The organism is Micromonospora sp. NPDC047527, assembly GCF_040643015.1.
Taxonomy (GTDB): Bacteria; Actinomycetota; Actinomycetes; order Mycobacteriales; family Micromonosporaceae; genus Micromonospora.
Genome location: NZ_JBEYTK010000001.1, coordinates 1,721,970 through 1,746,747, shown reverse-complemented (window position 1 = coordinate 1,746,747; position 24,778 = coordinate 1,721,970). Strand labels below are relative to the sequence as shown.

The 24,778-nt window shown below is 70.0% G+C and carries 21 protein-coding genes; 8 read left to right on the top strand and 13 right to left on the bottom strand.

The features are described from left to right. Nucleotides 1-30: 30 nt before the first annotated feature. The 7 genes from ABZ808_RS07730 to ABZ808_RS07700 form a co-directional block, all read right to left on the bottom strand. A complete protein-coding gene (locus ABZ808_RS07730) occupies nucleotides 31-1,008 on the bottom strand; it encodes a cyclase family protein (RefSeq protein WP_357002325.1) in 978 nt (325 codons plus the stop codon). After that, entirely contained in the window at nucleotides 995-1,759 is a 765-nt protein-coding gene (locus tag ABZ808_RS07725; protein WP_357002323.1) for a helix-turn-helix domain-containing protein, read from the bottom strand. The genes ABZ808_RS07730 and ABZ808_RS07725 overlap by 14 nt, the downstream gene beginning before the upstream one ends. Before the next feature lie 62 nt (nucleotides 1,760-1,821). Then, entirely contained in the window at nucleotides 1,822-2,892 is a 1,071-nt protein-coding gene (locus ABZ808_RS07720) for an extracellular solute-binding protein (RefSeq protein WP_357002321.1), read from the bottom strand. A gap of 160 nt (nucleotides 2,893-3,052) precedes the next feature. Continuing rightward, nucleotides 3,053-4,189, bottom strand: coding sequence for an ABC transporter ATP-binding protein (locus tag ABZ808_RS07715; protein WP_357002319.1), 1,137 nt, complete (start codon nucleotides 4,187-4,189; stop codon nucleotides 3,053-3,055). Nucleotides 4,190-4,197: 8 nt separating this feature from the next. Beyond that, on the bottom strand, nucleotides 4,198-5,067 hold the full coding sequence (locus ABZ808_RS07710) for an ABC transporter permease (RefSeq protein WP_357002317.1): 870 nt from the start codon (nucleotides 5,065-5,067) through the stop codon (nucleotides 4,198-4,200). Then, on the bottom strand, nucleotides 5,064-5,930 hold the full coding sequence (locus ABZ808_RS07705) for an ABC transporter permease (protein WP_357002315.1): 867 nt from the start codon (nucleotides 5,928-5,930) through the stop codon (nucleotides 5,064-5,066). Before ABZ808_RS07705 ends, ABZ808_RS07710 begins: the two co-directional genes overlap by 4 nt. 51 nt (nucleotides 5,931-5,981) lie before the next feature. Next, nucleotides 5,982-6,767, bottom strand: a complete 786-nt coding sequence (locus ABZ808_RS07700) for a helix-turn-helix domain-containing protein (RefSeq protein WP_357002313.1) — start codon at nucleotides 6,765-6,767, stop codon at nucleotides 5,982-5,984. Nucleotides 6,768-7,006: 239 nt separating this feature from the next. On the opposite strand from ABZ808_RS07700, the gene ABZ808_RS07695 reads away from it, so the two are divergent. Genes ABZ808_RS07695 through ABZ808_RS07665 form a run of 7 tightly spaced genes read left to right on the top strand, consistent with a single transcriptional unit; the run spans nucleotide 7,007 to nucleotide 13,995 of the window. After that, on the top strand, nucleotides 7,007-7,921 hold the full coding sequence (locus ABZ808_RS07695; protein WP_357002311.1) for a DUF6282 family protein: 915 nt from the start codon (nucleotides 7,007-7,009) through the stop codon (nucleotides 7,919-7,921). Further along, a complete protein-coding gene (locus ABZ808_RS07690; RefSeq protein ID WP_357002309.1) occupies nucleotides 7,921-8,862 on the top strand; it encodes a 3-keto-5-aminohexanoate cleavage protein in 942 nt (313 codons plus the stop codon). The genes ABZ808_RS07695 and ABZ808_RS07690 overlap by 1 nt, the downstream gene beginning before the upstream one ends. After that, a complete protein-coding gene (locus ABZ808_RS07685) occupies nucleotides 8,859-9,770 on the top strand; it encodes a hypothetical protein (protein WP_357002307.1) in 912 nt (303 codons plus the stop codon). Before ABZ808_RS07690 ends, ABZ808_RS07685 begins: the two co-directional genes overlap by 4 nt. Further along, nucleotides 9,767-10,570: an aldolase/citrate lyase family protein gene (locus ABZ808_RS07680; protein WP_357002305.1), complete on the top strand. Its 804-nt coding sequence runs from the start codon at nucleotides 9,767-9,769 to the stop codon at nucleotides 10,568-10,570. Before ABZ808_RS07685 ends, ABZ808_RS07680 begins: the two co-directional genes overlap by 4 nt. Next, on the top strand, nucleotides 10,567-11,340 hold the full coding sequence (locus ABZ808_RS07675) for an SDR family NAD(P)-dependent oxidoreductase (protein WP_357002303.1): 774 nt from the start codon (nucleotides 10,567-10,569) through the stop codon (nucleotides 11,338-11,340). Before ABZ808_RS07680 ends, ABZ808_RS07675 begins: the two co-directional genes overlap by 4 nt. Continuing rightward, nucleotides 11,333-12,571 (top strand): iron-containing alcohol dehydrogenase, encoded by a 1,239-nt coding sequence (locus ABZ808_RS07670; RefSeq protein WP_357002301.1) that lies wholly within the window; start codon nucleotides 11,333-11,335, stop codon nucleotides 12,569-12,571. The genes ABZ808_RS07675 and ABZ808_RS07670 overlap by 8 nt, the downstream gene beginning before the upstream one ends. Further along, the gene (locus tag ABZ808_RS07665) at nucleotides 12,568-13,995 is read left to right on the top strand and encodes an NAD-dependent succinate-semialdehyde dehydrogenase (RefSeq protein ID WP_357002299.1); all 1,428 of its coding nucleotides are present in this window, start codon (nucleotides 12,568-12,570) and stop codon (nucleotides 13,993-13,995) included. Before ABZ808_RS07670 ends, ABZ808_RS07665 begins: the two co-directional genes overlap by 4 nt. A 74-nt stretch (nucleotides 13,996-14,069) precedes the next feature. Here ABZ808_RS07665 and ABZ808_RS07660 read toward each other — a convergent pair whose 3' ends face one another. From ABZ808_RS07660 to ABZ808_RS07650, 3 genes are all read right to left on the bottom strand, one after another. Then, nucleotides 14,070-16,661 (bottom strand): nuclear transport factor 2 family protein, encoded by a 2,592-nt coding sequence (locus ABZ808_RS07660; RefSeq protein ID WP_357002296.1) that lies wholly within the window; start codon nucleotides 16,659-16,661, stop codon nucleotides 14,070-14,072. A gap of 542 nt (nucleotides 16,662-17,203) precedes the next feature. Continuing rightward, on the bottom strand, nucleotides 17,204-18,532 hold the full coding sequence (locus ABZ808_RS07655) for an alpha/beta hydrolase (RefSeq protein WP_357002292.1): 1,329 nt from the start codon (nucleotides 18,530-18,532) through the stop codon (nucleotides 17,204-17,206). A gap of 142 nt (nucleotides 18,533-18,674) precedes the next feature. Beyond that, entirely contained in the window at nucleotides 18,675-20,060 is a 1,386-nt protein-coding gene (locus ABZ808_RS07650) for a serine hydrolase domain-containing protein (protein WP_357002290.1), read from the bottom strand. 231 nt (nucleotides 20,061-20,291) lie between these two features. On the opposite strand from ABZ808_RS07650, the gene ABZ808_RS07645 reads away from it, so the two are divergent. Beyond that, nucleotides 20,292-21,668, top strand: a complete 1,377-nt coding sequence (locus ABZ808_RS07645) for an FAD-dependent oxidoreductase (RefSeq protein ID WP_357002288.1) — start codon at nucleotides 20,292-20,294, stop codon at nucleotides 21,666-21,668. Between the two features lie 7 nt (nucleotides 21,669-21,675). Here the strand turns inward: ABZ808_RS07645 and ABZ808_RS07640 are convergent, their stop codons facing one another. From ABZ808_RS07640 to ABZ808_RS07630, 3 genes are all read right to left on the bottom strand, one after another. Next, nucleotides 21,676-22,152, bottom strand: a complete 477-nt coding sequence (locus tag ABZ808_RS07640) for a heme-degrading domain-containing protein (protein ID WP_357002286.1) — start codon at nucleotides 22,150-22,152, stop codon at nucleotides 21,676-21,678. Nucleotides 22,153-22,188: 36 nt separating this feature from the next. Continuing rightward, a complete protein-coding gene (locus tag ABZ808_RS07635; RefSeq protein WP_357002283.1) occupies nucleotides 22,189-23,643 on the bottom strand; it encodes an SDR family NAD(P)-dependent oxidoreductase in 1,455 nt (484 codons plus the stop codon). Between the two features lie 183 nt (nucleotides 23,644-23,826). Beyond that, on the bottom strand, nucleotides 23,827-24,726 hold the full coding sequence (locus ABZ808_RS07630) for a siderophore-interacting protein (RefSeq protein WP_357002818.1): 900 nt from the start codon (nucleotides 24,724-24,726) through the stop codon (nucleotides 23,827-23,829). Nucleotides 24,727-24,778 lie beyond the last annotated feature (52 nt).

The window sequence follows — 24,778 nt, the reverse complement described above, 5'->3', positions numbered from 1 at the left end:
CACCCCACGGCTTCGCCCGCCGTCGCCGACTCACTTGATGGCGAGCGCGTTGGGCGGGGAGCCGACCCCACCCGGGATGTTGAGTGGCTTGCAGGTCAGGAAGAAGTCGTAGCGGCCGTCCTGCGCGCAGCTCGCGGCGAGCTGGTCGAGCTTCCACAGCTCGCCCATGGCCATGCCGAGCAGGGCGATCAACGGTCGGTGCAGCATGCCGCTGTGGTTCACTCCGCGCTCGGGTGCGCGTTCGTCGGCCATCCGGAAATCCGAGTCGATGACGGGATCGGCCTCGACGGCGGGCGTGTCACTCGCGACGAGCGCGATCTCGTGGTCCCACAGCCACCGCAGCGTCTGTTCGCGTTGGGCCAGCCCGGGGGACCTGTTGCGGGTGTTGAACTCGATGCGCTGCGGGCGCGACTTCGACACGTAGTTCTCGGCCCAGCCGGTGCGCAGCAGCAGGATGTCACCGCCCTGCCACTGGACGCCCTGGTCCGCCGCGATGGCGTCCAGGGTGGGCGCGTCGAGGACGACGGTCGTCTCGCAGTCGTACTCGCGGCGGTGCGCGGCGAAGAAGCGCGGTACGTCCAGCAGCACGCCCCGTCCCGCGATGCCCGACTCGGCCCAGTTGTGGATGCCCAGCCGGGTCGAGTCACTCGTGTTGTCGGTGGCCGCGAGCCCGTTGTAGAAACCGTGTCGCGGGTGGCCGATGTGGCGCAGCGCGTCCACCTGGGACGTCGACTGGAGGTAGAACGAGTCGAGCCAGTCGTCGCGGTGGAACTCGTTGTTGGCGAACACGTGGTGCGCGGTGGCGGGACGGGTGCCGGTGGGGTACGGGTCGAACGCGTTGACGGGGTAGTCGAGGTTGAACCTCCGGCCGCTGCGGACCAGTCGCGCGGCCGCCGCGACGCGCTCCGGCGTCAGGAGGTTGATGGTGCCCAGTTCGTCGTCACGGCCGAAGACGTCCCAACTTGAGTGGGGTGGGTCGGCGGAGGAGAGTTCGTCATAGGTCGGCATGTGGCCCTTCACCTGGAGCCTTCAGTTCGTCGCTGAGCGCGGTGGCGGTTGCCAGGAGTTGCTCGAGTGCGGTGGCCAGGTCGAGTTCCCCGGCCCCGAGGATTGCCACGGTGGCGCACATTCCCTGCTCGTCGAAGACCGGCGCCGCCATGGCGAACAGGCCGCCGCTGTGCCGGGCGATGCTGAACCCCTGCCGGCGGGCGGAGTAGATCTCGGACTCCAGCCGGGCGCGGTCGACCGCCGACATTCCCGCGGCGGCGGCGTCCAGCGCGGACGGGTCGGCGTACGCGAGGAACAGGTGGGTCTGGGCTGCGGTCATGTCGAGCTTCGAGCCGGCGTGCACCGTCACCACGACCATCCGACTCGTGTCCTCCTCGACGAGGGCGACCACCGGCTCCTGTGCGCCGCGGATGCTGAGCACCGCCGTCATGCGGACGGCGGTGCGCAGCTTCCGCAGGTGGGGGCCGGCGATCTCGACGATGCGCTGGCGTCCCAGAGCCTGAATTCCCAACTCCAGCATCAGCCCGCCGAGCGCGAACGTCCCTCGACGGGTACCTCGTTCGAGGATGCCGGCGGCCACCATGGACGCGCAGTACCGGTAGGCCGTGGTGCGGTTCAGTCCGGTGCGTTCGGCAACGTCCGCCGCTGTGAGCTCGAGGACCCGAGGGCCGAACAGCGCGAGGATCTGGCCGACACGTGCAACGGCCCGGATGTCGGAACTCGATGCATCGGTCGGATCAAAGTTCACCATCGCTGAATCGTAGTTCACAGGGGGAACGTTCAGGGTTCAGTGTGAGCCGTGGGGGAGCGGCTTCATCCCGCCAACCAGTTGGTGAGCTTCGTGGTCACCTCATTGAAGTTGGCAGCGTACCAGTCGACGTCCTGCAGGACGGTCTCGCCGGTGTTGGCGGGGCCATAGACCTCGACCTTTTTCGCGTTCGGCGACAGGTTCGACTTGGCGGCCTTGTTCACCGGCGCGGTGCCGAGGGCCTCGGAGATGCCGGCGACCGCTTCTGGGGTCACGACCTGCGGCAGGAACCGTTGTGCGGCCTCGACGTTCGACGAACCCTTCGGGACGGCGAAGGCGTTGATGGAGGTGACTGTCACGTCCCAGACGACGGTGACGTCCGTGCCGTCCTCCATCAGTGGCACGAGTCGCGAGTCGGCCAGCAGGAACATGTCGACCTGCTTCGAGCCGACCGCCTGTTGCAGGGCACCGACGTTCGGGGCGAACGTCGTGACCTTGCGGATGGTGTCGAGCTTCTTGAGCGCGCGGTCGACGTCGAGCGGGTAGAGGTCCTTCGGGGCCACGCCGTCGGCGAGCAGCGGATATTCGAGGATGCCGTTCTGGATGTTGGTGAGGATGCCGCGCCGGCCCGGGAACTTCTGGACGTCGAAGAAGTCCTCGATCGTCTTCGGCGCCGTGGCGGCGTCCGGGAACGCGTCGGTGCGGTACGCGAACGGCGACGCGTTGATGAAGTTGCCGATGTAGCACTCGCCGATGGTCCCCTCGACGAGGTCCTTCTTGTCGACCGCGGAGAAGTCCAGCTTCTCGAAGAGCGTCCCGCAGTTCTGGGTGGCGGCCGCGGGGGCGACCGCGACCACGTCCCACAGCACGGAGTTGCTCTGCACCTGGGCCTTGACCTGGGAGACGTCCGGGGGTGACGAGTTGACGAACGTGACGTTGGGGTTCGCAGCGGTGTAGGGCTTCTGGTAGTGCTCGATCATCGCCTCCTGGCCGACGCCGCCGTAGGCGACGAAGGTCAGCTTCACCGGCCCATTGGGGTCCGTCGTGGCGGCCGTCTCGCCGCCACAGGCGGCCAGCAGGGCCACGGCGGTGATCGCGCTGATGGCCGCGAGGCCGCGACTAGTTCTGGTCACCATCGTCACTTCCTTCGGTATAGGTTCGTTCGTCAGCCGTGATTGTTCAAAGTGTGGGTCTTGACTTCGTAATATGAACGCTAGGCGGGGCGAGCGCGGGTTTGCAAGGGCCGTTCAGGCGAGATGTTTGGAATACGTCGATCGCTGTTCGCCTAGTGAACGATCAGGCGGCTACGACGCGCTGCTTCTCGACACGCCACCAGGCGACGACCGACTGGCCGACGCTCAGGTCCGTCTGCGCCGCGTCGAACCTCGCGCGTCCGACAGTCCCGCCCCGGCCGAGCGAGAGGACGGCGGTGCGGTAGGAGCCCATGTAGCCGACGTCCCGGATGGTGGCGGTCACCGAGTTCGCCCCGGCCGGCACCGCGCCGGCATCGGTGACAACGCGGACGTCCTCCGGCCGTACCACCAGCGCGACCCGCCCGCCGGCACTCGCCCGCGCCGACACGGTGCGGGGATCGAGCGCCCAGACGTTGCTCTCCCACACCGCGGTGTCGCCCACGCCCTGCGACAGCTCGAAGACGTTCGAGTCGCCGAGGAAGCGCGCGGTGAAGAGAGTTTCCGGGGCCTCGTAGAGCGATTCGGGCGTGCCCACCTGCTCGATGTGGCCGTCGTTGAAGAGGGCGATGCGGTCCGACAGGTTCATCGCCTCCTCCTGGTCGTGGGTGACGAACACGAAGGTCGAGCCCACCTCGCGGTGGATCCGCTGGATCTCCATCTGCAACGAGGACCGCAGGTTGCGATCGAGCGCCCCCAGCGGCTCGTCGAGGAGCAGCGCGGTCGGGCCGAAGACGATGGCGCGGGCGAGCGCGACCCGCTGCTGCTGACCCCCCGACAACTGGGCCGGATAGTTGTCGTCCCGGCCGGTCAGCTGGACGAGTTCGAGCACCTCGGCGACCTTGCGCGCGATCTCGGCCCGGGGCACCCGGCGTTCGCGCAGCGGGTAGGCGACGTTCTGCGCGATCGTCATGTGCGGAAAGAGCGCGTAGTTCTGGAAGAGCATCCCCAGGTTGCGCTTGTGCGGGGGCAGAGCGCTGACGTCGGCCCCGTTGAACGAGATCGTCCCCGCGGTGAGCGTCTCGAATCCCGCGATGAGGTTGAGCGTCGTGGTCTTGCCGGAGCCACTCGGTCCGAGCAGCGTCATGAACTCGCCCGGTTCGATGGTGAGCGAGACGTCCGCCACGGCGGGGATAGCCAGGCCGTAGTCCTTGGTCACACCGTTGAGGCGGATCTGCGTACCGGCCCGCGGTGGGATGGACGCGGGCGCGTGCGCGACAGTGGGGGACGGCGTTGCAGGCATGCGAACTCCTATCGGGTCTTTCCTCGGTTGCCCACGAACTGCAGGACGAGGCAGATGATGGTGACCGCGGTGACCACGAGGCTGGATGACGCGGCGATCGTCGGGTCGATCTCGACGGTGACGCTGTTGTACATCTGCACGGGCAGCGTCTGAAAGAGCGGCGAGCGCAGGAAGAGGGCGATCACGACCTCGTCGAACGATGTCACGAAGGCGAAGATGGCGCCCGTGATGATTCCCCGGCTGATCAGCGGCATCGTCACCCGCAGGAAGGTCCGGTGCGGCGGGGCGCCCAGCGACGCGGACGCGCGCAGCAGCTTCGGGTCGAACCCACCGAGAGCGCTGGTCACCGACACCAGCACGAACGGCACGGCGATCGCGGCGTGCGCGAGCACATAGCCGGTGATGGTCCCGACGAGTTGCCACTTGAGGAAGGAGATGTAGACCGCCACCGCTATGACGATCGCCGGCGTGACGATCGAGATCATCAGGACGGTCCGCGCGAAACGCGCCAGCCGCCCGGTCAGGTTGTGCAGGCCCAGTGCGGCGGCGGTCCCGACCACTGTCGCGAGCGTGGCCGAGAGCACGGCCACCAGCACCGAGTTGCGCAGCGAGGTCAGCCACACCGGGTTGGTGAAGAAGTTCTCGTACAGCTTGAGCGAGAAGCCCTTCGGCGGGAACTGGAACGTCGTCGCGGAGCTGAAGCTCATCGGGATGACGATCAGGGTGGGGAGGATGAAGTACAGCCCGACGAGGAACACGATGACGAACAGCCACCACGGGATCGGGTCCACCCCACGCGTGCTTCGACGGGTGCGGCGCGGGCGAGGCGCCGGCGGCTCGCCCGCCTCCGTCTCGATGTCACTCAACGCGCGGGTCATGGCTGGTCCTTCGTACGAGTGGCGGCGACGACGCCGATAGCCGAGATCGTGCCCCCGAGGCGGTTCGCCCAGGCCACGAGCACGAGGGTGACGACGAGCACGAGCATTCCCAGCGCGCTGGCCCCGGCGAAGTCGAGGAGCTGGGTCGTGCGCTGGCCGAGCAGTTGCGCGACGAGCGACTGCTGCGGTGAGCCCAGCAGGGCCGGCGTGACGTAGAAGCCGAGGCTCAGCGTGAAGACGAGGATCAGCCCGGCCACGACACCGCCCCGCGACAGCGGCCAGTACACCTTCCAGAAGGCCGCGAGCGGATGGGAGCCGAGACCGCGCGCCGCCAGCAGCAGTCGCCGGTCGATGCCGCTGAGCGCGCTGAACAGTGGCAGCACCATGAACGGGAGCAGCACCTGGCTCATCGCGATGGTCACCCCGCCGACCGTGCCGTAGAGCACGATGTCCAGGCCGAACTGCTCCAGGAACGAGTGCACGGGCCCGTTGCGCTGCAAGATGATGATCCACGCGAAGTTGCGGGCCATCACCGAGGTCCAGAACGGGATCAGGACGATCACCAGGAGGACGCCGCGCAGGCGCGGCCCGACCCGGGTCATCAGGTACGCGTACGGGTAGCCGAGCAGAAAGGCGATGACGGTGACCATGGCCGCCGTCATCGCGGTGCGGGCGAGCACCCGCAGCGTCACCCCGTCGGTGAAGAGCGTCTGGTAGTGCTGGAGCGTCCAGTCGGGACTTCCGGCACTGCGGACCAGGCTCTGGCCGAGCGGGACGAGCAGGATCACGGTGATCAGTGCGAACGCCGGCACCAGCAGGAGCCACTGAGGGCTCGGGGTGCGCCGTTTCGCGGTACCTGGCATCTTCACATCCGCCTTCCGCCCGTCATGTCGGGCTCGCCTGTCATGCATGGGTCAGCTCGCGACCAGCGAGCCCAGGGTCTGCGCCGCCTGTTCGAGCGCGTGAACGCGCTCGTTCGACTGGTCCGCGGGGCGCAGCATCGCGGTCGTGCCGAGCAGCGCCATGGCGGCCTGGACGTTGCGGGTGGCGAAGATCGGCACCGCGACCGATGCGAAACCCTCGCGATCCAGATCCGCCCAGGCGATTCGGTGTCGCCGTACGCCGACCAGCGCGTGCTGCTCCACGGCGGCCTCCGCCGGGGTGAGCCGCTCGTGTGCGCGGGCCACCGCGGCCGGATCGGACTGGAACGCCAGCAGGACACGGGTCTGCGCCGCCCGGTGTTCGAGCACCGTGCCGATGCGCACGGTGAGCAGGATGGTGCCCTGGTTGGCCTCCTCGACGAGGGTCACCACCGCCCCCGAGCGGCCCAGGAAGCTCAGTACCGTGGTGAGTCCCGTCGCTTCCGAGAGCTGACGCATGACCGCTGGCGCGAGGGTGAGGATCTGCTGGCGTACCGACACCAGCGCGGAGAGTTGGTCGAGCAGCGGTCCCGGCCCGAATGAGGCGCTGAGGAAGCCGGCGCTCTGCAACGACTGCAGATACCGGTGTGCGGTCGTCCGGTTCAGGCCGAGCCGATCCGCCACGAGCGCTGGCGTGAGGCTGGACGTGTCCTGGTCGAGGAGCGCGAGCACGCTGGCGGCGCGATCGATCGACTGGATTGTGGCTGCCCGCGCTGGAGCGGCCGCGGCACCCTGACTGCCGGCGCGGCGTGCGCGATGTCCGTGCCGCTCACCTCTCATCTCACACCGCCTCCGAGAGCCACTTCGGGCCCGTGTCGTGCATGTGTCCGGTCTGTGTCGTGCAAGTAGAGCAGCCGAAAGTTCATAGGGCAACCCTCGGCTTCGTATTGTGAACACCAAACGGCTGCCGCCGAGCCTCCGCAGGCGCTTGACGCTGTGGACACACATGAACGTGATCCGTATATTGAACTTTCATTACGCATTCCGAACACGCACCACCGACCCAAGGAGGTACTCGGATGTCCGAGGAGACGCTCACGCCGACGCCCGCGCTACTGAAGGTGCTGGACGGCGCCGTCGACCTCCACTGCCACTCCGGCCCGAGCCCCTTCCCCCGGCGGTTCGACCACGTGGAGGCGTCCTACGACGCGGCCCGGATCAACATGCGCGCCATTCTGTGCAAGTCCCACCACCACAACACCGTGATGGATCTGCTCGCCATGCGAACGCCACTGGCGAGCGCACCCACCCCCATGTACGGCGGAGTCGCGCTCAACTCCGAGGTCGGTGGCGTCAACCCCTCGGCGGTGGCGGTGGCGATCAACATGGGTGGCCGCTGTGTGTGGGGGCCGACCGTGTCGGCGGGCCAGCACATCCGCGCCCACAGCCACGACGACGGTTTCCCGAGCGCCACCGGCAACCTCTACGAGTCGGAGGTGTCGATCTTCAACGCCGCCGGTGACGTGTCGGAGGAGGCGGACCTCGTCACCCGCCTGGTCGCCGACGCCGGCATCCTGCTGACCGGGGGCCACCTCGACGGCGAGTCGATGAAGGCCTACTTCAAGACGGCCAGCGCGAACGGGGTCAAGCGCATCCTGCTGCACCACCCCGACTTCATCGTCGACGTCTCCGAACCCGACATCGAGGCGATGCTCGGCTACGGCGCGTTCGTCGAGCACGAACTCTCGATGTACCACCCGCAGGTGCCCGCTCCCCGCTGGCCGATCCAGCGACTCGTCGACTGGATCAACAAGATCGGCCCGGAGCGCACGGTGCTCGACTCGGACCTCGGCCAGCAGGGCAACCCGCTGCCGGTGGACGCCTACATCCTGATCGTCCAGCAGTTGCTCGACCACGGCATCTCCGCCGACGCCATCCGCCAGATGATCTGCCGCAACACCGCCTACCTGCTCGGTCTCGAGGAGACCAACTGATGCGTACGGCTGAGAAGGTCATCATCACGACGGCGGTGACAGGCTCGGTCAACGTACCCTCGCAGAGCCCCTACCTGCCGCTGTCCGCGGCGGACGTGGCGCAGGCCGCCGTCGAGGCGGTGGAGGCCGGCTCGGCCATCGTCCACATCCACGCTCGGCATCCGGACGGACGACCTGCCTTCGAACCCGAGATCTTCGAGCAGATCATTCCGCGCATCACCGAGCGCACCGACGCCGTCATCAACATCACCACCGGCGGTTCGTCGGCGATGACGATGGAGCAGCGGCTCGCGGCGGCCGTCCGGTTCCGCCCCGAACTCGCCTCGATGAACATGGGATCGATGAACTTCGTGTACTCCGGGATCGCCGACAGGGTGACCGAGTGGAGGTACACGTGGGAGAAGCCCTACGTGCTGAACACCTACTCCCAGCCGTTCATCAACTCGTTCGACCGCATCGAGCACACGCTGCGCACGCTCGGCGCCAACGGAACCCGGTTCGAGTACGAGTGCTACGACATCGGTCACCTGTACTCGCTCGCCCACTTCGTCGACCGGGGCCTGGCGACGCCGCCGCTGCTGATCCAGGGTGTCTTCGGCATCCTGGGGGGCATCGGCGCCGACCACGAGAACCTCGAACACATGGTGCGTATCGCCGACAAGCTGTTCGGCGACGACTACTCGTTCTCCGCGTTCGCCGCGGGGCGCGACCAGATGCAGTTCGGCACGCACAGCGCCTGGCTCGGCGGGCACGTGCGGGTGGGTCTTGAGGACAGCCTCTGGATCGGCAAGGGACGGCTCGCGGAGAGCAACGCGCAGCAGGTCCGCAAGATCCGCGACGTGATCGAGGATCTCGGCAAGGAGATCGCCACGCCAGCCGATGCCCGCGCCATGCTCGCGCTGCGCGGCATCGAGACCTCCGAAGGGAGCGCACGCACATGAGTACGTACGCCGCAGACGACATCCGGTCGCGACTGACGACCTCGGCCCCCACCCGGGCGGTGGACGTCTCCACGCCCATCCGGCCCGCGCAGTGGATCGAGTTCCTCACGTTCGCCCCGTCCATGGTCGGGCCGAACGGAAGCAGAACCTGGATCGCCCGCGCCGCCAACGTGGTGATCGCCTACACCGAGGCCAGGGCGGGCGACGTGTTCGTCCGCACCGCGCAACCGGACGAGTACGCCGTCCTCATGTACTCGTCCAGCGCTCCCGTCACGGTGTCCGCCGCCGGCAGCACGGCATCCGTCTCCGAGGAGGCGTTCGTGGTCGTGCCGCCGGGCGACAGCGAGATCCGTGTCGACGGCGACGGCATCCTCATCCGGCTGTTCTCCACCCGCGCGGAGGACCTGAGCGCGAGCGCAATCAACGCGGCGGCCTACGCCGAACCCGACGAGCGGGTGACCCCACTTCAGCCGTGGCCCGACCCGGTCGGCGGGTTCGCGCTGCGCGTCTACCGGTTGGCGGACACGCCGATCGCCGAGGGCCGGTTCGGGCGGATCTTCCGCACCACCAACCTCATGGTCAACTTCCTCGCCGAGGAGCCGAAGCCCCGCGACGTCCACAAGTTGTCGCCGCACCACCACGACGATTTCGAGCAGGTCTCGCTCGCGGTCAAGGGCAGCTTCATGCACCACATCCGCTACCCGTGGGGTCCCGACTCGACGCGCTGGCGGCCCGACGAGAGCCGCCAGATCGCCACCCCGTCGATCTGCGTCATCCCGCCGCCGACGGTGCACACGACCCAGGGGATCGGCCCGCACCAGCAGCTCATCGACATCTTCTCCCCGCCGCGTGAGGACTTCTCGGCCTCCGGGTGGGTGTTGAACGCCGACGACTACCCGATGAAGTGACCGGTCTGTCGGGGCAGTCGAGCCGATTCCGGGAGGCCCTCGCCGACGTCCACGCGCCAGCCCTCGGCACCTGGGTCAAGATCCCGGCGATGGAGATCATGGAGTTGGTCGCGCTGGCCGGCTTCGACTTCGCCATCATCGACCTGGAACACTCGCCGATCACCCTGGAGTCGGCGTACCAGCTCATCGGCACCGCGCTCTATCTGGGTGTCGCACCCCTCGTCCGGGTGCCGGCGGCCGACGCGGGTGTCGTGCAGCGAATGCTCGACGCCGGCGCCGAGGGAATCATGATGCCGCACGTCGACACGGTCGAGCAGGCCCGAGCGGCTGTGTCGCTCGTACGCTTCCCGCCGCTCGGGTCGCGGGGGGTCGGCTCGACGAGCCGGGCCGGCGCGTGGGGTGCCCGCTCCCGTGCGGACTACCTCCGGTACGGCCAGCAGGAGGTCGTGCTCATCGCGCAGATCGAGAGCGCCGTCGGTGTCCGCAACGCCGGTGCGATCGCCGCGGTCGAGGGTGTCGACGCGCTGCTCGTCGGCGCCGCGGATCTCTCGGTGAGCGAGGGCAAGACGGAGTCCGACCCGGACATCGCCGCCCTGATCGCGGTGGCTGTCGCGCACGGGCGCGTGGCGGGAGTTCCGGTGGGCAACGCGGGCGGAGCCACTGTGGAGTCCGTCCGTGCGGCCGTGGACGCGGGTTTCCGGTTCACGGCCTTGAGTAACGACGCGAGTTTGTTCGGCGCCGCCGCGAAGGCAGCCGTCGACGCGGCCAGGACCGTGACATACGAATTGGAGGGTCCATGACTGACGCACCAACGATCCGACCGCCGCTGAGCGGCAAGGTCGTCCTCGTGGTCGGCGCGAGCGCGGGGATCGGCGCCGACACCGCGCGTGTCCTGGCGGCCGATGGCGCGGCGCTGATGCTCGTGGCGCGCACCGAGGAACCGCTGGCCGTGATCGCCGCCGAGCTCACCTCGGCGGGGCACGACGTCGCGTACGCGACAGGCGACGTGTCGGACGCGCGGGACGTGGCCCGGTTCGTCGACGCCACGGTCGAGCGCTTCGGCCGGCTCGACGGCGCCTTCAACAACGCGGCGATGACGCAGTCCGGCCGCCTGGACGAGGTCTCCGAGTCGGACTTCGACCGGATCCTGGCGGTCAACGTGAAGGGCACGTGGCTGTGCATCCGCGAGGAGGTGCGGGTGATGCGGCGACAGGGCGCGGGTTCGATCGTCAACGTCAGCAGCATCGGCGGCCTGCGCGGCAGCTCCGGCATGGGCGGCTACCAGGCCACCAAGCACGCCGTCATCGGTCTGACCCGCACCGCCGCGCACGACTTCGGTCCGCTCGGCATCAGGGTGAACGTGATCGCGCCCGGCCCCACCGAGACTCCCATGCTCGCGAAGACCCGGTTGGCCATCCCCGGTGGTGTGGAGGCGCGGGTCGCCGCGACACCGCTGCGCAAGGTGGGAACAGGCACCGAGGTCGGCGTCACGGCCGCGTTCCTGCTCAGCGACCGGGCCAGTCACCTCAGCGGCGTCGTGCTGCCCGTCGACGGCGGTTTCAGTGCCTGACCCGGGAACAGACGTCGTCGGGACCCTCCGGCTCCCGCCGCGGGTGCACTTCGGGTACGGAGCCCGGACCCAACTGCCGGAGACCGTCGGCGTGCACGGCCGGCGGGTGCTCGCCGTCGTCGATCCCTTCCTCGTGCGGACCCCGTTCTTCGACGAGACGATCGGCGCCCTGACCGCGGCCGGGCTCGACGTGCGCGTCTACTCCGACATCACACCGGAGTTGCCCGTCGACACCCTGGACGCCGCCGGCGCGACGGCCCGGGCGTACGGCGCGGACGTCATCCTGGCGATCGGCGGGGGCAGCGCGCTCGACGCGGCCAAGCTGATCGCGCTGCTCTGCGCCCACGACGGCCCGCTCAGCCGGTACTACGGCGAGAACCTCGTGCCCGGCCCGGTGGTCCCGGTCGTGGCGGTGCCGACGACCGCCGGGACCGGCTCGGAGGTGACACCCGTCGCGGTCGTCTCGGACCCGACCAGAGAGCTCAAGGTGGGCATCTCCAGCCCCTTCCTGGTGCCGGTCGCGGCCATCGTCGACCCGGAGTTCACCATCGGGACGCCCGCGACGGTGACCGCGTACTCCGGCATCGACGCGCTCGTGCACGCGGTCGAGTCGTACACGGCGCGGCCCTTCGACCTCGACTGGTCCGCCCAACTGCCGGTGTTCACCGGTCGCAACGCCCTCACCGAGGCCATCGCGCTGCGGGCCGCGGGGCACCTCGGCCCGTGGCTGCCGATCGCGGTGCGGGAACCCACCGATCGGCGGGCGCGCCAGGAGGTCGCCATGGGCGCGCTCCTCGGGGGGATCGCCTTCGGCTCGACCGGCACCCACCTGTGTCACGCCCTGCAGTATCCGATCGGCGCGCTCACCAAGACCCCCCACGGCCTCGGCACGGGCCTGATGCTCCCGTACGTCCTCGACGCGCTGCGCGCCGAGGCGGACGTCGCCGAGCGGATCGCGACGCTGGGCGCCGCGATCGAGGGGATCCCGTCCGGCGCGGCCTCGGCCGAGCGGACCATCGCCCGAATCGCGCGGATCAACCGCGAGATCGGCGTACCCGCCAGCCTCGCCGAGATCGGCGTCGAGCGTGCGCACCTGCCGGGCCTCGTCGACCTGGCGCTGGGGTCGACACGCCTGATCGCGATATCCCCGGTCGCGCCGTCGCGCGACCTGCTGCTCGACATCCTCGAACGAGCCCACGCGGGAGCCCTGGCGGATCGGAGTGTCCAATGACCCTGCACACGGACCTGTTCATCGACGGGCAGTGGCGGGCCGGCTCGGGCGGTGAGCGTTTCGACGTCATCGACCCCGCCGACCTGTCGACGATCGCCCGCTTCGCGGTCGCCTCCGAACAGGACTGCATGGACGCCGTCGACGCGGCGGCCGCCGCGCAGGACGCCTGGGCGGCGACCGCTCCGCGCGAGCGGGGCGAGCTGCTCCGCGCCGCCTACGAGATCCTCACCGCCGAGGTCGACGTCTTCGCCGAGCTGATGGTGCGCGAGAACGGCAAGTCCTGGGCGGACGCGATCGGGGAGGCCAACTACGCGAAGGAGTTCTTCCGCTGGTTCGCGGAGGAGGCCGTGCGGGTGCCGGGCGACTACCGGCTCTCGCCCGGCGGCGACAAGCGGATCATCGTGGACCGGCAGCCGATCGGTGTCTCGCTGCTCATCACCCCGTGGAACTTTCCCGCCGCGATGGCCACCCGCAAGCTCGGCCCCGCCCTGGCTGCGGGCTGCACCACGATTCTCAAGCCCGCTCGGGAGACACCCCTGACCGCGGCGTACATCGTCGAGGTTCTGCGCCGGGCCGGGGTGCCACGCGGCGTCGTCAACCTGGTCACCCCGGTCCCGACCGGCCCACTCGTGAAGCGGATGATCGACCGCCCCGAGGTCCGGAAGCTGTCGTTCACCGGCTCGACCGAGGTCGGCCGCGAACTGCTGCACGCCTGCGCCGACAGTGTGGTGAGCGCCTCGATGGAGCTCGGCGGGAACGCGCCGGTCATCGTGCTGCCCGGCGCCGATCTGGAGTCGACTGTCGCGGGTGCCCTGCTGGCGAAGATGCGCAACGGCGGCTCGGCCTGTACCGCGGCCAATCGCTTCTACGTGCACAGCTCCGTACACGACGAGTTCGTGGCGCGGATGGACGCCGCGCTCGCCACCATCTCGGTGGGGCGTGGGCTCGACCGCCGCAACGACCTCGGCGCTCTGGTCTCTGTGCACGAGCGGGACAAGGTCGCGGCCCTCGTGCGGACCGCCGTGTCGCAGGGGGCGACGCTGGTGCGCGGTGGCCAGTCGTCGCCCGACGGCGCGTTCTACGACGCGACGTTGCTCACCGACGTCACCCACGGCTCGACGATCACCGCCACGGAGATCTTCGGGCCGGTGACCGCAGTGGTCCGCTTCGACGACGTCGACGAGGCCGTCCGGATGGCGAACGACACCGTCTACGGCCTCATGGCGTACGTCTTCGGCGAGGAGCGGGAGGCCGTCGCCGTCGCCCGCCGTCTCGAAGCCGGAATGGTGGCGGTCAACCGGGGCGTCGTCAGCGATCCGGCTGCCCCGTTCGGGGGAGTCAAGCAGAGTGGCCTCGGCCGGGAGGGCGGCTCCGAGGGGATCCTGGAGTTCCTTGAGGAGAAGTACATCGCACTGACCGCGTGACAACAGTGCGAAACCGCACCGGGTTGGCTGGAGCTTCGGCCAACCCGGTGCGGTTTCGTCTTGACGGGATCAGATCAGCAGGTGCCGACCTGCTGCCACGGCCCGTTCGGGGTGCCGGGCAGTTGGTTGCGCGTCCACCACTGGGCCTTCCAGAGCTTGCCGCCGTGGGCGACGGTCTCGCCACCGGTGTAGACCCACGACGTGGTCCAGCTCAGGTGGGTGCCTGTCGCGCATGTCGCCGGAGCGCCGACCTGCATCCACGAGCCCCACGGTGAGGCTCCCGGCGCCTGGTTCTGCGTCCACCACTGCGCCACGTGCACGGCGCCGCCGTGGGTGACGTACTCACCGCCGGTGTAGATCGTTCGGGAGTCCCACGCCGGGTAGGCGGAGTTCACCGGGCCGCTCGTGGCGGTCGCCGCTGGACGTCCATTGGCGGTCGCGGTGACCCGCACCCGCACCTCGTGCCCGATGTCGGCGTGCTGCACGGTGTAGGTGGCCGTGCTCGCGCCGCTGATCGGCTCGCCGTCGCGCAGCCACTGGTAGGCGAACGACAGCCCGCTGACGTTCCAGGTGCCCGGGGAGGCGGTGAGGCGCTGCCCCCACAGGGCGGAGCCGCTGACGCTGGGCGCGACCTTGTTGAGCGCCGGCGCGTCCAGGTCCCATCCGTCGATCTGCGGCCCGGTCGGCGGCTTCTGGTAGCCGTGCGCCGTCATCCGCCAGTCGGGCCGGACCTCACACGGAGCGCAGTCGGGCCAGTAGTGCGCCGGCTGCCGCCCACTCACCGGGTTGCGGTAGTGGAACCACATGGGCACGATCGCCGGCCAGGTGATGAACTTGCCGGTGCCGCCCTGGAACCCTTCCCCGCGTACGCCCATCTCGCTGAGCAGGACATCCGGCCGGTACCTGGTCACCAGAGTGCTCGGCGCCGGGTCCGCCAGGGCGGGGTTGCGCGGGTTCGCGGCCGCCCAGCCGCCGGCCCAGTTGACCGACTGCCAGTAGAACTCGTCGATGGTCAGGCTCCACACCCGCCAGATGCCGTTCTCCAGCACGAACTCGTCGTTGTACATGGCGCCGTTGAAGGTGCCCGGGTTGTTGATCGACGTGCGGGGCTGGAGCAGCCGCGCACGCAGGCTCGCCGACCGGCCGTCCTCCGACACGATGACCACCGGCTGCGGACGCCAGTGCATGGACAGACTGTTCCGCATCGTCGACGGGTTGCTCCCGTAGACGGTGAGCCCAGCCTGCGCGATGCGCTCGGGCCCGCTGAAGTACCCCGCGAACGGCGAGAGCTTGTGGCCGTTCGCCGCGTGGATCTGCGACATCTCCACGATCCGCAGATCGTCGAGGTAGGCGGTGTAGGCCATCGAGACGTTCTCGGCGCCGTCGAACGCCTGCGACCGGTCGAGCCGACGCTTGAGGTCGACGAGGTCGGTGTTCGACGCCGCGGTACCCGCCGGCTTCGCGCTACGCCCGGCGACGTCGAGGAACGCCGGTACGACGGTGGCTGGCGCGGCGACGCCGCCATTGCCCCAACCCTCGGCGTAGGTGGCGACGATCAGGGGAGTGATCGTCATGTCCTTGAGCTTCCACAGCCCGCCGTCCTTGACGAACGAGTTGCGGAAGACGGAGAACTCCCACGAGGCCGCGCGGGTGTTGGCATCGCCCACCATGGCGAACTCGATGCCGCGGGCGATGGCCTCCTGCCCGTTGGGGTTGACCTCGACGATCGTGTCGAACAGCGGTCGCTCGTTGAGGATGCCCTGGGAGAGGTTCTCCGGCCCCATCCGCTCCATCGCCTGGCGAACGCCGGCGCTGCCGTTGTAGACGCCCACGCCGTCGATCTGGACCTTGCCGTTCGGGGCGAAGAGATCGACCACGTCGGACCACATGCGGCGGTCGACGTAGTAGCCGTAGGAGTGTTGGAGGTTGCGGACCGCGTCCTCGTCGTTGAGTCGGCTGATCCTGGCCGCCAGCTCGGCGGCGGTCGCCGTCGTGGCCGGAGCGGCGCCCGAGGGCGGCGGAATGGGTACGCCGGCCTGGTCGGGGGTGAAGTGGTAGGGAACGATCGGCAGGGCCCCACCGACGTTTCGCCAGCCGGTGGCGTACGCGCCGGCGTACTGCGGGTAGTAGCGAAGAAGCTCGATCTGCCAGCGGCCGTCCTTGAGGACGTACTCGTTCTCGTAGATGCCGCCCTCGATCCGCGCCTCGCCCTGGCCGTCACCCAGGAAGCGCAGGCCCGACCAGCGGCCCTTGGCGGTGGTGCCGTCGGCCGAGAGGTTCACCAGTGGCTGGTCGATGACCACGGTGTGCAGCGAGCCTGGCCGGATGCCGTTCATGGCACCGGCGTCGGCCTCGAGCCACGCCGCGATCGCGTCGCGTCCGGCGGTGGTCTGGTCGCCCCACTGCAACGTGCCATCGGTGGCGAAGAGTTGGGACATCTCGGCCCACCGCCCGAACTGGGCCAGGTGGGTGTAGGTGCGCTGGACGTCCTTGACCTCGCGCAGGGACTCGACCCGTTGGACATCTCGGGCCAACGTGTTGATCGTCGTCGTCGACACGGCCGCGTTCGTGGCCGTGCGTGCGGGTTGTGCCAATGCTGCCGGTGGGTTGATGCCCACACCGGCTATCAGGAGTAGCGCCGTAGCCAAACCGGTCACACGTCTCATGCTCACACCCAATCCGTTGCCGTCGGTTCGCGGACCCCTCGGGTGAGGGTGTCGGGCACATTCACATCGCCGTCCTCGGCGGGGAGGCGATGTCGCGAAACCTAGCCGAAATGTTCGCCATGCGCTAGACGCATTTCAATGGACGAACATTCAGGGCGCGCGATGCCGCACTTTCGGCGGTTCGGCCATCGTGGAGGGCTGTTCAGGCGGATCGGGTGGCGAAACGGCTGGCCGCCGACCGCTCGGCGATGATCGATGTCCGGAGCGCGGTCATCGCGTTCGGGCGAGCGTGAACCGGCGGCTGGGCCGGCCGACGTCGAGAAGGGCGTGGGCGGTGTTGTGCGCGCCCGAACAGCGCCGCCGGCCCCGCCGGTCTCGCCGGCAGAACGGAACACTCCGGCGTCGACATGGGGACACGCCCGCGCGGATGCCGACCAGCTGGTGTCGCAGGCCGCACGAGGGTGCCGGCCAGGATCAACCCTCAACGCGCGACGGCCCGGCCACCGTCACGAGGTCAGGTGGCCGGGCCGCTCGGCGGGCGGTCAGAAGTCGTCGACGTTTACCGTCACGCGGTGGGCGCTCGACCGCCAGTTGGGCACGTTGACCACGTCGTACCCGCCACCGCGTTGACCGACGGTGACACGTACGACGCCGAGGTGTGCCGGCGCCGCAGGGATGAACAGGTCCATGCCGGTGATGAAGGTCTGGCTGAAGAACTCCGGCAACGGTGCGGTCAGGTCGGTCACGCCGTCGCTGCCGTCGTCGAACGCGAAGATGGCGATCGTCCTCTTGGCGCGCGGCGCGTTCGCCGGGTTCAGGACATCCCGGCCGTTGATCCAGAGGTTGTCGCCGGCATCGCCCTGGTCGCCCCACCACTCCTTCTGGCGTTGGATGGTCAGCGCCGTGTGTCGGTCACTGGTGTCGACCAGCGCGCCGAGGCCTTCCCCCGGCACGCTCGTCGCCAGGCGTACGAACGAGTCCGAGCGGAGGAACGGCTGGAAGTAGAAGTGGTGCGTCGGGGCGCCGGAGCGCACGATCGCGAACTCGTAGCGGGCCGTGGCGAGCACCGGGAAGGGGCCGAACGAGCCGTCGCCCGCCAGCGGCACCCGATGCGCGGGCCGGGACGAGAGCCGACCACCGGTCAGGTGGCTGACCGGGTAGACCTCAAGGGTCGCGTCGGTGACGCCGACGTTGCTCGGGAAGAGGACCGCGCGGCCGGAGACCCGGGCGGTGCCGAGGATCTGCGGCACGATCCGCGTCGTGTGCGGCGCGCGGCCCTGGAGGAATCGGAAGATCTCGCCGAACGACTCCGGCGACGACACGGTCTGGGTGTGGGACTGGTCCGGCAGGTGCACGTTTGTCGCGCCCACGATGGCGCGGGCCGGATCGCCCTCACCCCAGATGGCGAGGGTCGGCACGCCGCCCGGCGGGGAGGTCGCGGTGCGCCCGTCCAGGTTGACGTAGTGCGCGACCCGGGCTGCGCGCGTCGGTGAGCTGGTGAGATAGCCCTGCATGACGAAGGTGCCCAGGGAGTGCGCGAGCAGATCGACCCGATCCGCGCCGGTCGCCGCCAGCAGGCGGGAGATCCTCGCGTCGAGCCCCGCGTACACCTGGGGCAGGATCGTCGCGATGTTCGGTGAGTCGTACTCGTGGGCCTCGATGATGTCGATCGGGTAGCCGTTGCTGGCGAGACGCCTGGCCTGGGACTGGAACTGCGAGGCCGACCCGGCGCTGCCGTGTACGAAGATCACCGGCCGGTACGCCGGTGGGGCGGCGGCTTCGGCGGGGCGTGGCACGGGTGCGACGGACAGGCCGACCGCGAGGGCGACCCCGGCCGTCAGGGAGAGCAGTCTCCGGCGAGACGTGTGCATCGATCCTCCACCTTGAGCGACGAAGTATTTGCACTACTAGCGCAAGCATCGTGTCAGGGTGAGGCGTGGCGGTCCACAGCTTCCGGCCCGTCCTGCCGAAATCCGGGGGCCGGTGCGGATCGATGGTGCACTGGCGCTGTGGTTAGTTGACCTCTTTGGCGAGCAGGTCGCCGACGGCGGCGCGGACCGGATCGGGGTTCGCCCAGCTCCAGTTGGGGTGCGCGCGGTTGGTGAGCAGGGCGAGGACGAGTTTGCGGTGGGGGTCGACCAGGAGCGACGGGCCGGCGAAGCCGGTATGGCCGAAGGTCCGGGTGGAGGCGAGCCTGCCCATGAACCAGCTCTGGTTGAGGACGACCCCGAGGCCGTGCGCGGCGGTGCGGTTGGGCCGTTCGGGGTCGACGGCCGGTTTGCCGGCGTTGAGGTTGGTGAGCATCCGCCGCACGGTCGCCGCGGCGAGGATCCGTCTGCCCTGGTGAGTGCCCCCGTTGAGGAGCATCTGACCGATGGCCGCGAGGTCGGTGGCGGTGGCGAAGATGCCCGCGTGACCGGCGACGCCGCCGAGGTGGTTGGCGACGTCGTCGTGGACGGTGCCCCGGAGCAGCCCCCGGGACGAGCGGGCGTCGGTGGCGACGAGGCGACTGGCCTTCGCGCTGCTCGACAGCCAGGTACTGGGGTTGAAGCCGGTGTCGCGCAGGCCGAGCGGGCCGGTGAGGTTGCTCTTGAGCGCCTGGTCGAGCCGCTGACCGGTGACCTTCTCGACGATCTTGCCGGCGACCATGAGCCCGACGCTGGAATAGCGGAACGTGTCCCCGGGCACGGCGCCGGAGACCAGCCCCGTGCCGAGCACGGCGTTCCACCGTGCCGCGTTGTCGGGAAGGCCGGTGACCTTCGCGCCGACGGGGAGGCCGCTGGTGTGGGTGAGCAGCATCTCGACGGTGATCCGGTCCTTGCCCGCACCGGTGAAGGCGGGCAGGTAGTCGCGGACCGGGGCGGTCAGGTCGACACGCCCCTTGTCGACCTGCTGGAGCAGCAGGATGGCCGTGTACACCTTCGTGACCGAGGCGAGGTCGAAGATGGAGTCGGGGCGCATCGCGACGCGTTGGCCCGCCGCGAGCAGCTTCGGGCCCGCCCCGTAGCGCAGCGCCTCCCCGACGGCGGTGTGCACCGTCGTCTTCCCGTCGACCAGGACGACAGCGACGGCACCGGGGAAGCCCTTGTGCTGGACGGTCTGCGGTGTGGCGGGCAGGTGCTTGCGGAGCAGCGCGGTCACGTCCTGCGCGTACCGGGCCTGGCCGGCTGGCGCGGCACCACCGCTCGGGGACGCGGTGGCGCTCGGTGAGCCGGACGGCGGCGTCGTGTTTCCGCGCGAGCCGAACCCCACCCTGTTCCCGGCGGCGTCGGTCGAGGTCACCGCGTCGCTGGGATCGGCCGAACCGGGGGCTGGCGCGCCGTTGTCGCCGCAGCCGGCGAGGGCGGAGGTCGCGGCGGCCAGGCCGACCCCGAGCAGAGTACGACGAGCGACGGGCATGCCGGAGATCGTGACAGTTGGACCGGGCGCAATCCAATCGACGTGCCCGAGCGTCGACCGCACGCGCCCGATCGGCTCGCCGGATGTCGCCTTGTGGACACGGTCAGTGGGCCTTCGGCGGTTGTGCGACGATCGACGGGCTTCACGCCGAACGACCGTCCACCGGCCTGTCCACGCACCGTTCGCTGGCAGACACGGGGAGGGCACACCACGTACCCCTTGGAGAGCAAGATGTCCCTCTCCCCGGTTCGGGTCTTTGCCGCGCTGAACGCCGTGCGACCGCCCGACCAGCCATCTCCGGTCCTGGGTAAGGCGGTGGTGCTCGGCGGCAGTGTCGCCGGCCTGCTGGCCGCCCGGGTCCTGTCCGACCACGCGGAGAGCGTGGTCATCGTGGACCGGGACGACCCGCAGGTGAGCGGCGCGCGGCCCGGCGTGCCGCAGGGGACGCAGCTGCACGCGCTGCTGCCCGGCGGTCTCTTCCAGTTCGAACGCCTGTTTCCCGGGTTCCGTGCGCGGGCGGTGGCCCAGGGCGCGGTCGAGGCGCCCCCCGCCTCCCGGCGGAGCTACCTCGACGGCCGCCTGAAGGTGCTCGTCCCGGACGACGCCGACAGCCTGGCGGGCAGCCGGCCCCTGTTGGAGGGGCTGATCCGTCAGCAGGTTCTTCGACTGCCCAACGTCAAGACGGTCACCGCCCGTGCCACGGGCCTGGTCTTCGACGGCGACGCGGTCACCGGCATCCGTTGCGAGGTCGACGGGGTGCCCGGCGTCGAGTGTGGTGACCTGGTGGTGGACGCCATGGGGCGGTCGAGCCGGCTCTCCGACTGGCTGGAGCGGGCCGGCTGGGAACGGCCCGTCACGCGGCGGATGCCCGTGCACCTCAACTACGCGACCGCCCTGTTCCGCCGTACCGAGGAGAATCCCGCGTCGAAGGTCGTCCTGGCGCTGCACACCCCGCAGACGATGACGGACGTGGCCGGCGCCGCGTTCTTCGCCATCGAGGATGGTCGGTGGATGGCCATGATGGCCGGTTACGGCGACGACCGACCGGGAGGCACCGCCCAGGACTTCGTCCGCCGGCTGCGGGAGCAGTTCCCGCCGGAGTTCGGCGAGATCACCGCCAACGAGATGCTCGGCGACGTGCAGACCTACCGTCACGCCGACAGCCGGCGGCGGGACTTCCACGCGCTGCGGAGGTTTCCGGCGCGGCTCGTCAGCGTCGGTGACGCCGTCGCCTCGTTCAACCCGGTCTACGGGCAGGGAATGACGGCGGCGGCCCTGCACGCCGCCTGCCTGTCGACGTACCTGCGGGCGAACCCGGACCTGACCGTGCCCGCCCGCCGCTTTCTCGACCTGCAGAAGGTCGTGGTCGACGCCGCCTGGTCGACGTCGACTTCCGCCGACCTGGCGCTGCCGCACGTCGACGGGCCCTACCCGCGCGGATACCGGATCTCCAGCTGGGCCAGCCGGCAGATCATCGAGGCGACCATCACGGACGTGGCCATCGCGCGTCGGTTCAACGGGGTCGTCTCCATGCAGGAGCACCCGTTCTCGCTGGTCACCCCGGGGGTGATCCTGGGCGCGGTCCGCGCGAACCGGCGTGCGCGCTGACCGTCGGCTAGCGCGGGGTCTCGCGGAGGATGTCGACGACGAAGCGGTGGTCGTCCAGTTGCGGGAGCCCGGAGATCCCCATCCAGCCGACGACGCCGGTTCCCCGCACCCGCAACGGCACCGCGCCCCCGGCCGCGGCGTACCGGGCGGCCGGCAGGCCGTACTTCTGCGTCAGCGTCACGTCCCGGTCCCGGCACAGCCGGGCCATGTACAGCGACGAGTGCTCGAACCGCATCACCACGCGTCCCTTGCGGCGCAGCCACGCGTCGTTGTCCTGGGTCGAGCCGGGCAGGCCGCAGTGGAACAGCTGACGCCCGGCACGCCACACACCGACCGCTACCGGCAGCCGCTGCTCACTCGCGGCGGCGACGGCACGCATACCCAGCTCGTACGCGTCGGTCTCGGACAGGCCCGCGAGCTCCAGCTCCGACTCCTCGCGCAGCAGCTCGTCCAGCGTCGGCCACGGGTCCTGGTCAGATGCCATGTGGTCTTCTCCTCGTCGTATGGGTGGGGACGTCGGTCACCAGGCGCAGGGCGCGTAGTCCTTCAGGAAGCAGCCGTACAGGTCCTCGCCCTGCTCGCCGCGCACGATCGGGTCGTACACCCGGGCCGCGCCGTCGACCAGGTCCAGCGGGGCGTGGAACCCCTCGTCAGCCAGCCGCATCTTGGTCGGGTGGGGCCGCTCGTCGGTGATCCAGCCGGTGTCGACGCTGGTCATCAGGATGCCGTCGGTCAGCATCTCCTCGGCGCTGGTGCGGGTCAGCATGTTCAGCGCCGCCTTGGCCATGTTGGTGTGCGGGTGCCCAGGGCCCTTGTAACCGCGCCCGAACTGGCCCTCCATCGCCGAGACGTTGACGATGTACTTGCGGCGGGCCGTCGCCGCGGCCATCGCCGGCCGCAAGCGGCTGACCAGCACGAACGGCGCGGTCACGTTGCACAACTGCACCTCGAGCAGCTCGACCGGGTCGACCTCGTCCACCCGCTGCACCCAGCTGTTGACCGAGTCGAGGTCCGGCACCAGGCCGCCGGCGTCGATGGCGGTGGACGCCGCGATCCGCTCCGGTGAGGCGGAGCCACTGGTCAACGCCAACGCGGTGAGCGCGTGCGGGCTGAGCGCGGTCGACTCCGGGCCTACGGTCAGGCTCCCGGCCGGACCACCGGCCGGCTTGGCGAACGTGATCAGCTCCGGCAGGGGACCGTCCGGCAGGGCCGCGGCCTCGGCGGCGACGAGCTGCGCGTACGCCCCGGGTGAGCGGCGGACCGTCTGCGCCGCGTTGTTGATCAGGATGTCGAGGGGGCCCTGCTCGCTGACCGAGTCGGCCAGGGCGATCACCTGAGCGGGGTCGCGCAGGTCGATCCCGACGATCCGCAGGCGGTGCAGCCAGTCCGCGCTGTCCGGCATCGCCGCGAACCGGCGGACCGCGTCGTGCGGGAACCGCGTGGTCACCGTCGTGTGCGCGCCGTCGCGCAGCAGCCGCAGCGCGATGTACATGCCGATCTTCGCCCGGCCGCCGGTGAGCAGCGCGCGGCGGCCGGTCAGGTCGGTGCGGGCGTCCCGGCGCTCTCGGTTGAGCGCGGCACAGGACGGGCAGAGCTGGTGGTAGAAGGCGTCCACCTCGCGGTAGCGCTGCTTGCAGACGTAGCAGCCGCGCGGGTTGTGCAGGACGCCCGCCGTGGTGCCGGAGGTGGGCGAGGCCAGCGGGATGCCCTGGGTCTCGTCGTCGATCCGGCCGGGGGCGCCGGTGGCGGTGGCCTCGGTCACGGCCCGGTCGGCGGCCAGGATGGCGTCGCGCCGCTCCTCACGTCGCCGCTGCTTGATCACCTTGTAGAGCCGGGCGGTGGCCCGCTGCACCCGCACCACGTCGGGGTGATCCGGAGGCAGCGCCTCCAACGCCGCAAAGACGCTGAGACAGGTCTCCAGTCGGCTTCGGTCGATCGCGTGCTGACCGTTTTCCGGTTGTGTGTCCGCCGTCATGCGTCTGTGTCTCGTCCCGTTTCCGGTGCCGGGTCAGCCGGCCCCACCCCAACTACCGACCCGAAACTGTACGCACCACCCGCCGTCGGACGCACCCGGCGCTCCGCTACCGCCCGGAGAGCACGCGGCCGGGGGGCGATGCCGAAACATCCGGCAGGGCGGTTGCGGATACGAGCGGCGGCCTCAGGCGGCGCGGCCGAGTCGCCAGTAGCCCATGAAGGCCACCGCCCGCCGGTCCACACCCCGCTCGGCGACCAGGTGCCGGCGCAGGGCACGGATGACCCCGGCCTCTCCGGCCAACCACGCGTACAGCGGCGTCGTCGGCACCTCGGTGGGCACCTCCCACAGGATCTCGGTGTCCACGTCCACGTCCACGACCGGCTGGGCGGTCCCGGCCGTGCCGACGGCCAGCAGTTCCTCCGCCGCGGCGGCGACGGCGGGCACCAGTCGGCTGCCGTGCCCACCCGCACCCCGGGGCAGCCAGCGGACCTCGACGCGGGGCGGAGTCGTCAGTGGCAGCACGTCGTCGGCGTCCGGCACCTCCAGCAGGACGACGCCCCGGGTGTGGGGCGCGAGCCGCTCGCAGATGGCGCTGATCGCCGGCACGGCCGTCTCGTCGCCGGCCAGCAGCAGGCATCCCGTCCCCGCCGGCCGGAACTCGACGCCGCCGTGGTCACCGTCGTAGCCGGCGTTCGGCCCGACGAGGGCGATCTCGTCACCGACGCTCACCCGTCGGGCCCAGCGCGTCGCCGGCCCGCTGTCGCCGTGCAGCACCAGGTCGACGTCGACTTCGGCCAGGTGCGACCGGACCGCCCGCACGGTGTAGGTGCGTATGGGGTTGCGCTGGTGCTCGGGTAGGGCTCGCCAGTCCGCGTACCAGTCCGGCCCCTGCGGCAGGTGCACCCCACGCTGGCCGGGCAGCGGCAGCACCAGCTTGATTCGCTGGTCGTTACCGTTGTCGGCGAAGCGGTCGAGGTCCGCCCCGGTGAAGGTCACCCGGGTGAAGGACGGGCTGAGCCGGCGTACCGCGCGCACGGTGACGGCAAACGCGCGCCACGGCGCAACGGGCAGGGTCTGGGTCAGAGTGCCTGGCATGAGGAGAGGCTAACCTAACTTGATGATGAACTGTCAAGCC

Excerpts from the sequence above, each read along its gene's own strand:
- ABZ808_RS07650 (WP_357002290.1), bottom strand. The coding sequence starts at position 20,060 with ATGCCCGTCGCTCGTCGTACTCTGCTCGGGGTCGGCCTGGCCGCCGCG.
- ABZ808_RS07665 (WP_357002299.1), top strand. The coding sequence starts at position 12,568 with ATGACCCTGCACACGGACCTGTTCATCGACGGGCAGTGGCGGGCCGGC.
- ABZ808_RS07635 (WP_357002283.1), bottom strand. The coding sequence starts at position 23,643 with ATGACGGCGGACACACAACCGGAAAACGGTCAGCACGCGATCGACCGA.
- ABZ808_RS07675 (WP_357002303.1), top strand. The coding sequence starts at position 10,567 with ATGACTGACGCACCAACGATCCGACCGCCGCTGAGCGGCAAGGTCGTC.
- ABZ808_RS07710 (WP_357002317.1), bottom strand. The coding sequence starts at position 5,067 with ATGACCCGCGCGTTGAGTGACATCGAGACGGAGGCGGGCGAGCCGCCG.
- ABZ808_RS07715 (WP_357002319.1), bottom strand. The coding sequence starts at position 4,189 with ATGCCTGCAACGCCGTCCCCCACTGTCGCGCACGCGCCCGCGTCCATC.
- ABZ808_RS07655 (WP_357002292.1), bottom strand. The coding sequence starts at position 18,532 with ATGCACACGTCTCGCCGGAGACTGCTCTCCCTGACGGCCGGGGTCGCC.
- ABZ808_RS07725 (WP_357002323.1), bottom strand. The coding sequence starts at position 1,759 with ATGGTGAACTTTGATCCGACCGATGCATCGAGTTCCGACATCCGGGCC.
- ABZ808_RS07690 (WP_357002309.1), top strand. The coding sequence starts at position 7,921 with ATGCGTACGGCTGAGAAGGTCATCATCACGACGGCGGTGACAGGCTCG.
- ABZ808_RS07695 (WP_357002311.1), top strand. The coding sequence starts at position 7,007 with ATGTCCGAGGAGACGCTCACGCCGACGCCCGCGCTACTGAAGGTGCTG.
- ABZ808_RS07685 (WP_357002307.1), top strand. The coding sequence starts at position 8,859 with ATGAGTACGTACGCCGCAGACGACATCCGGTCGCGACTGACGACCTCG.
- ABZ808_RS07720 (WP_357002321.1), bottom strand. The coding sequence starts at position 2,892 with ATGGTGACCAGAACTAGTCGCGGCCTCGCGGCCATCAGCGCGATCACC.
- ABZ808_RS07730 (WP_357002325.1), bottom strand. The coding sequence starts at position 1,008 with ATGCCGACCTATGACGAACTCTCCTCCGCCGACCCACCCCACTCAAGT.
- ABZ808_RS07700 (WP_357002313.1), bottom strand. The coding sequence starts at position 6,767 with ATGAGAGGTGAGCGGCACGGACATCGCGCACGCCGCGCCGGCAGTCAG.
- ABZ808_RS07640 (WP_357002286.1), bottom strand. The coding sequence starts at position 22,152 with ATGGCATCTGACCAGGACCCGTGGCCGACGCTGGACGAGCTGCTGCGC.
- ABZ808_RS07705 (WP_357002315.1), bottom strand. The coding sequence starts at position 5,930 with ATGCCAGGTACCGCGAAACGGCGCACCCCGAGCCCTCAGTGGCTCCTG.
- ABZ808_RS07645 (WP_357002288.1), top strand. The coding sequence starts at position 20,292 with ATGTCCCTCTCCCCGGTTCGGGTCTTTGCCGCGCTGAACGCCGTGCGA.
- ABZ808_RS07660 (WP_357002296.1), bottom strand. The coding sequence starts at position 16,661 with ATGAGACGTGTGACCGGTTTGGCTACGGCGCTACTCCTGATAGCCGGT.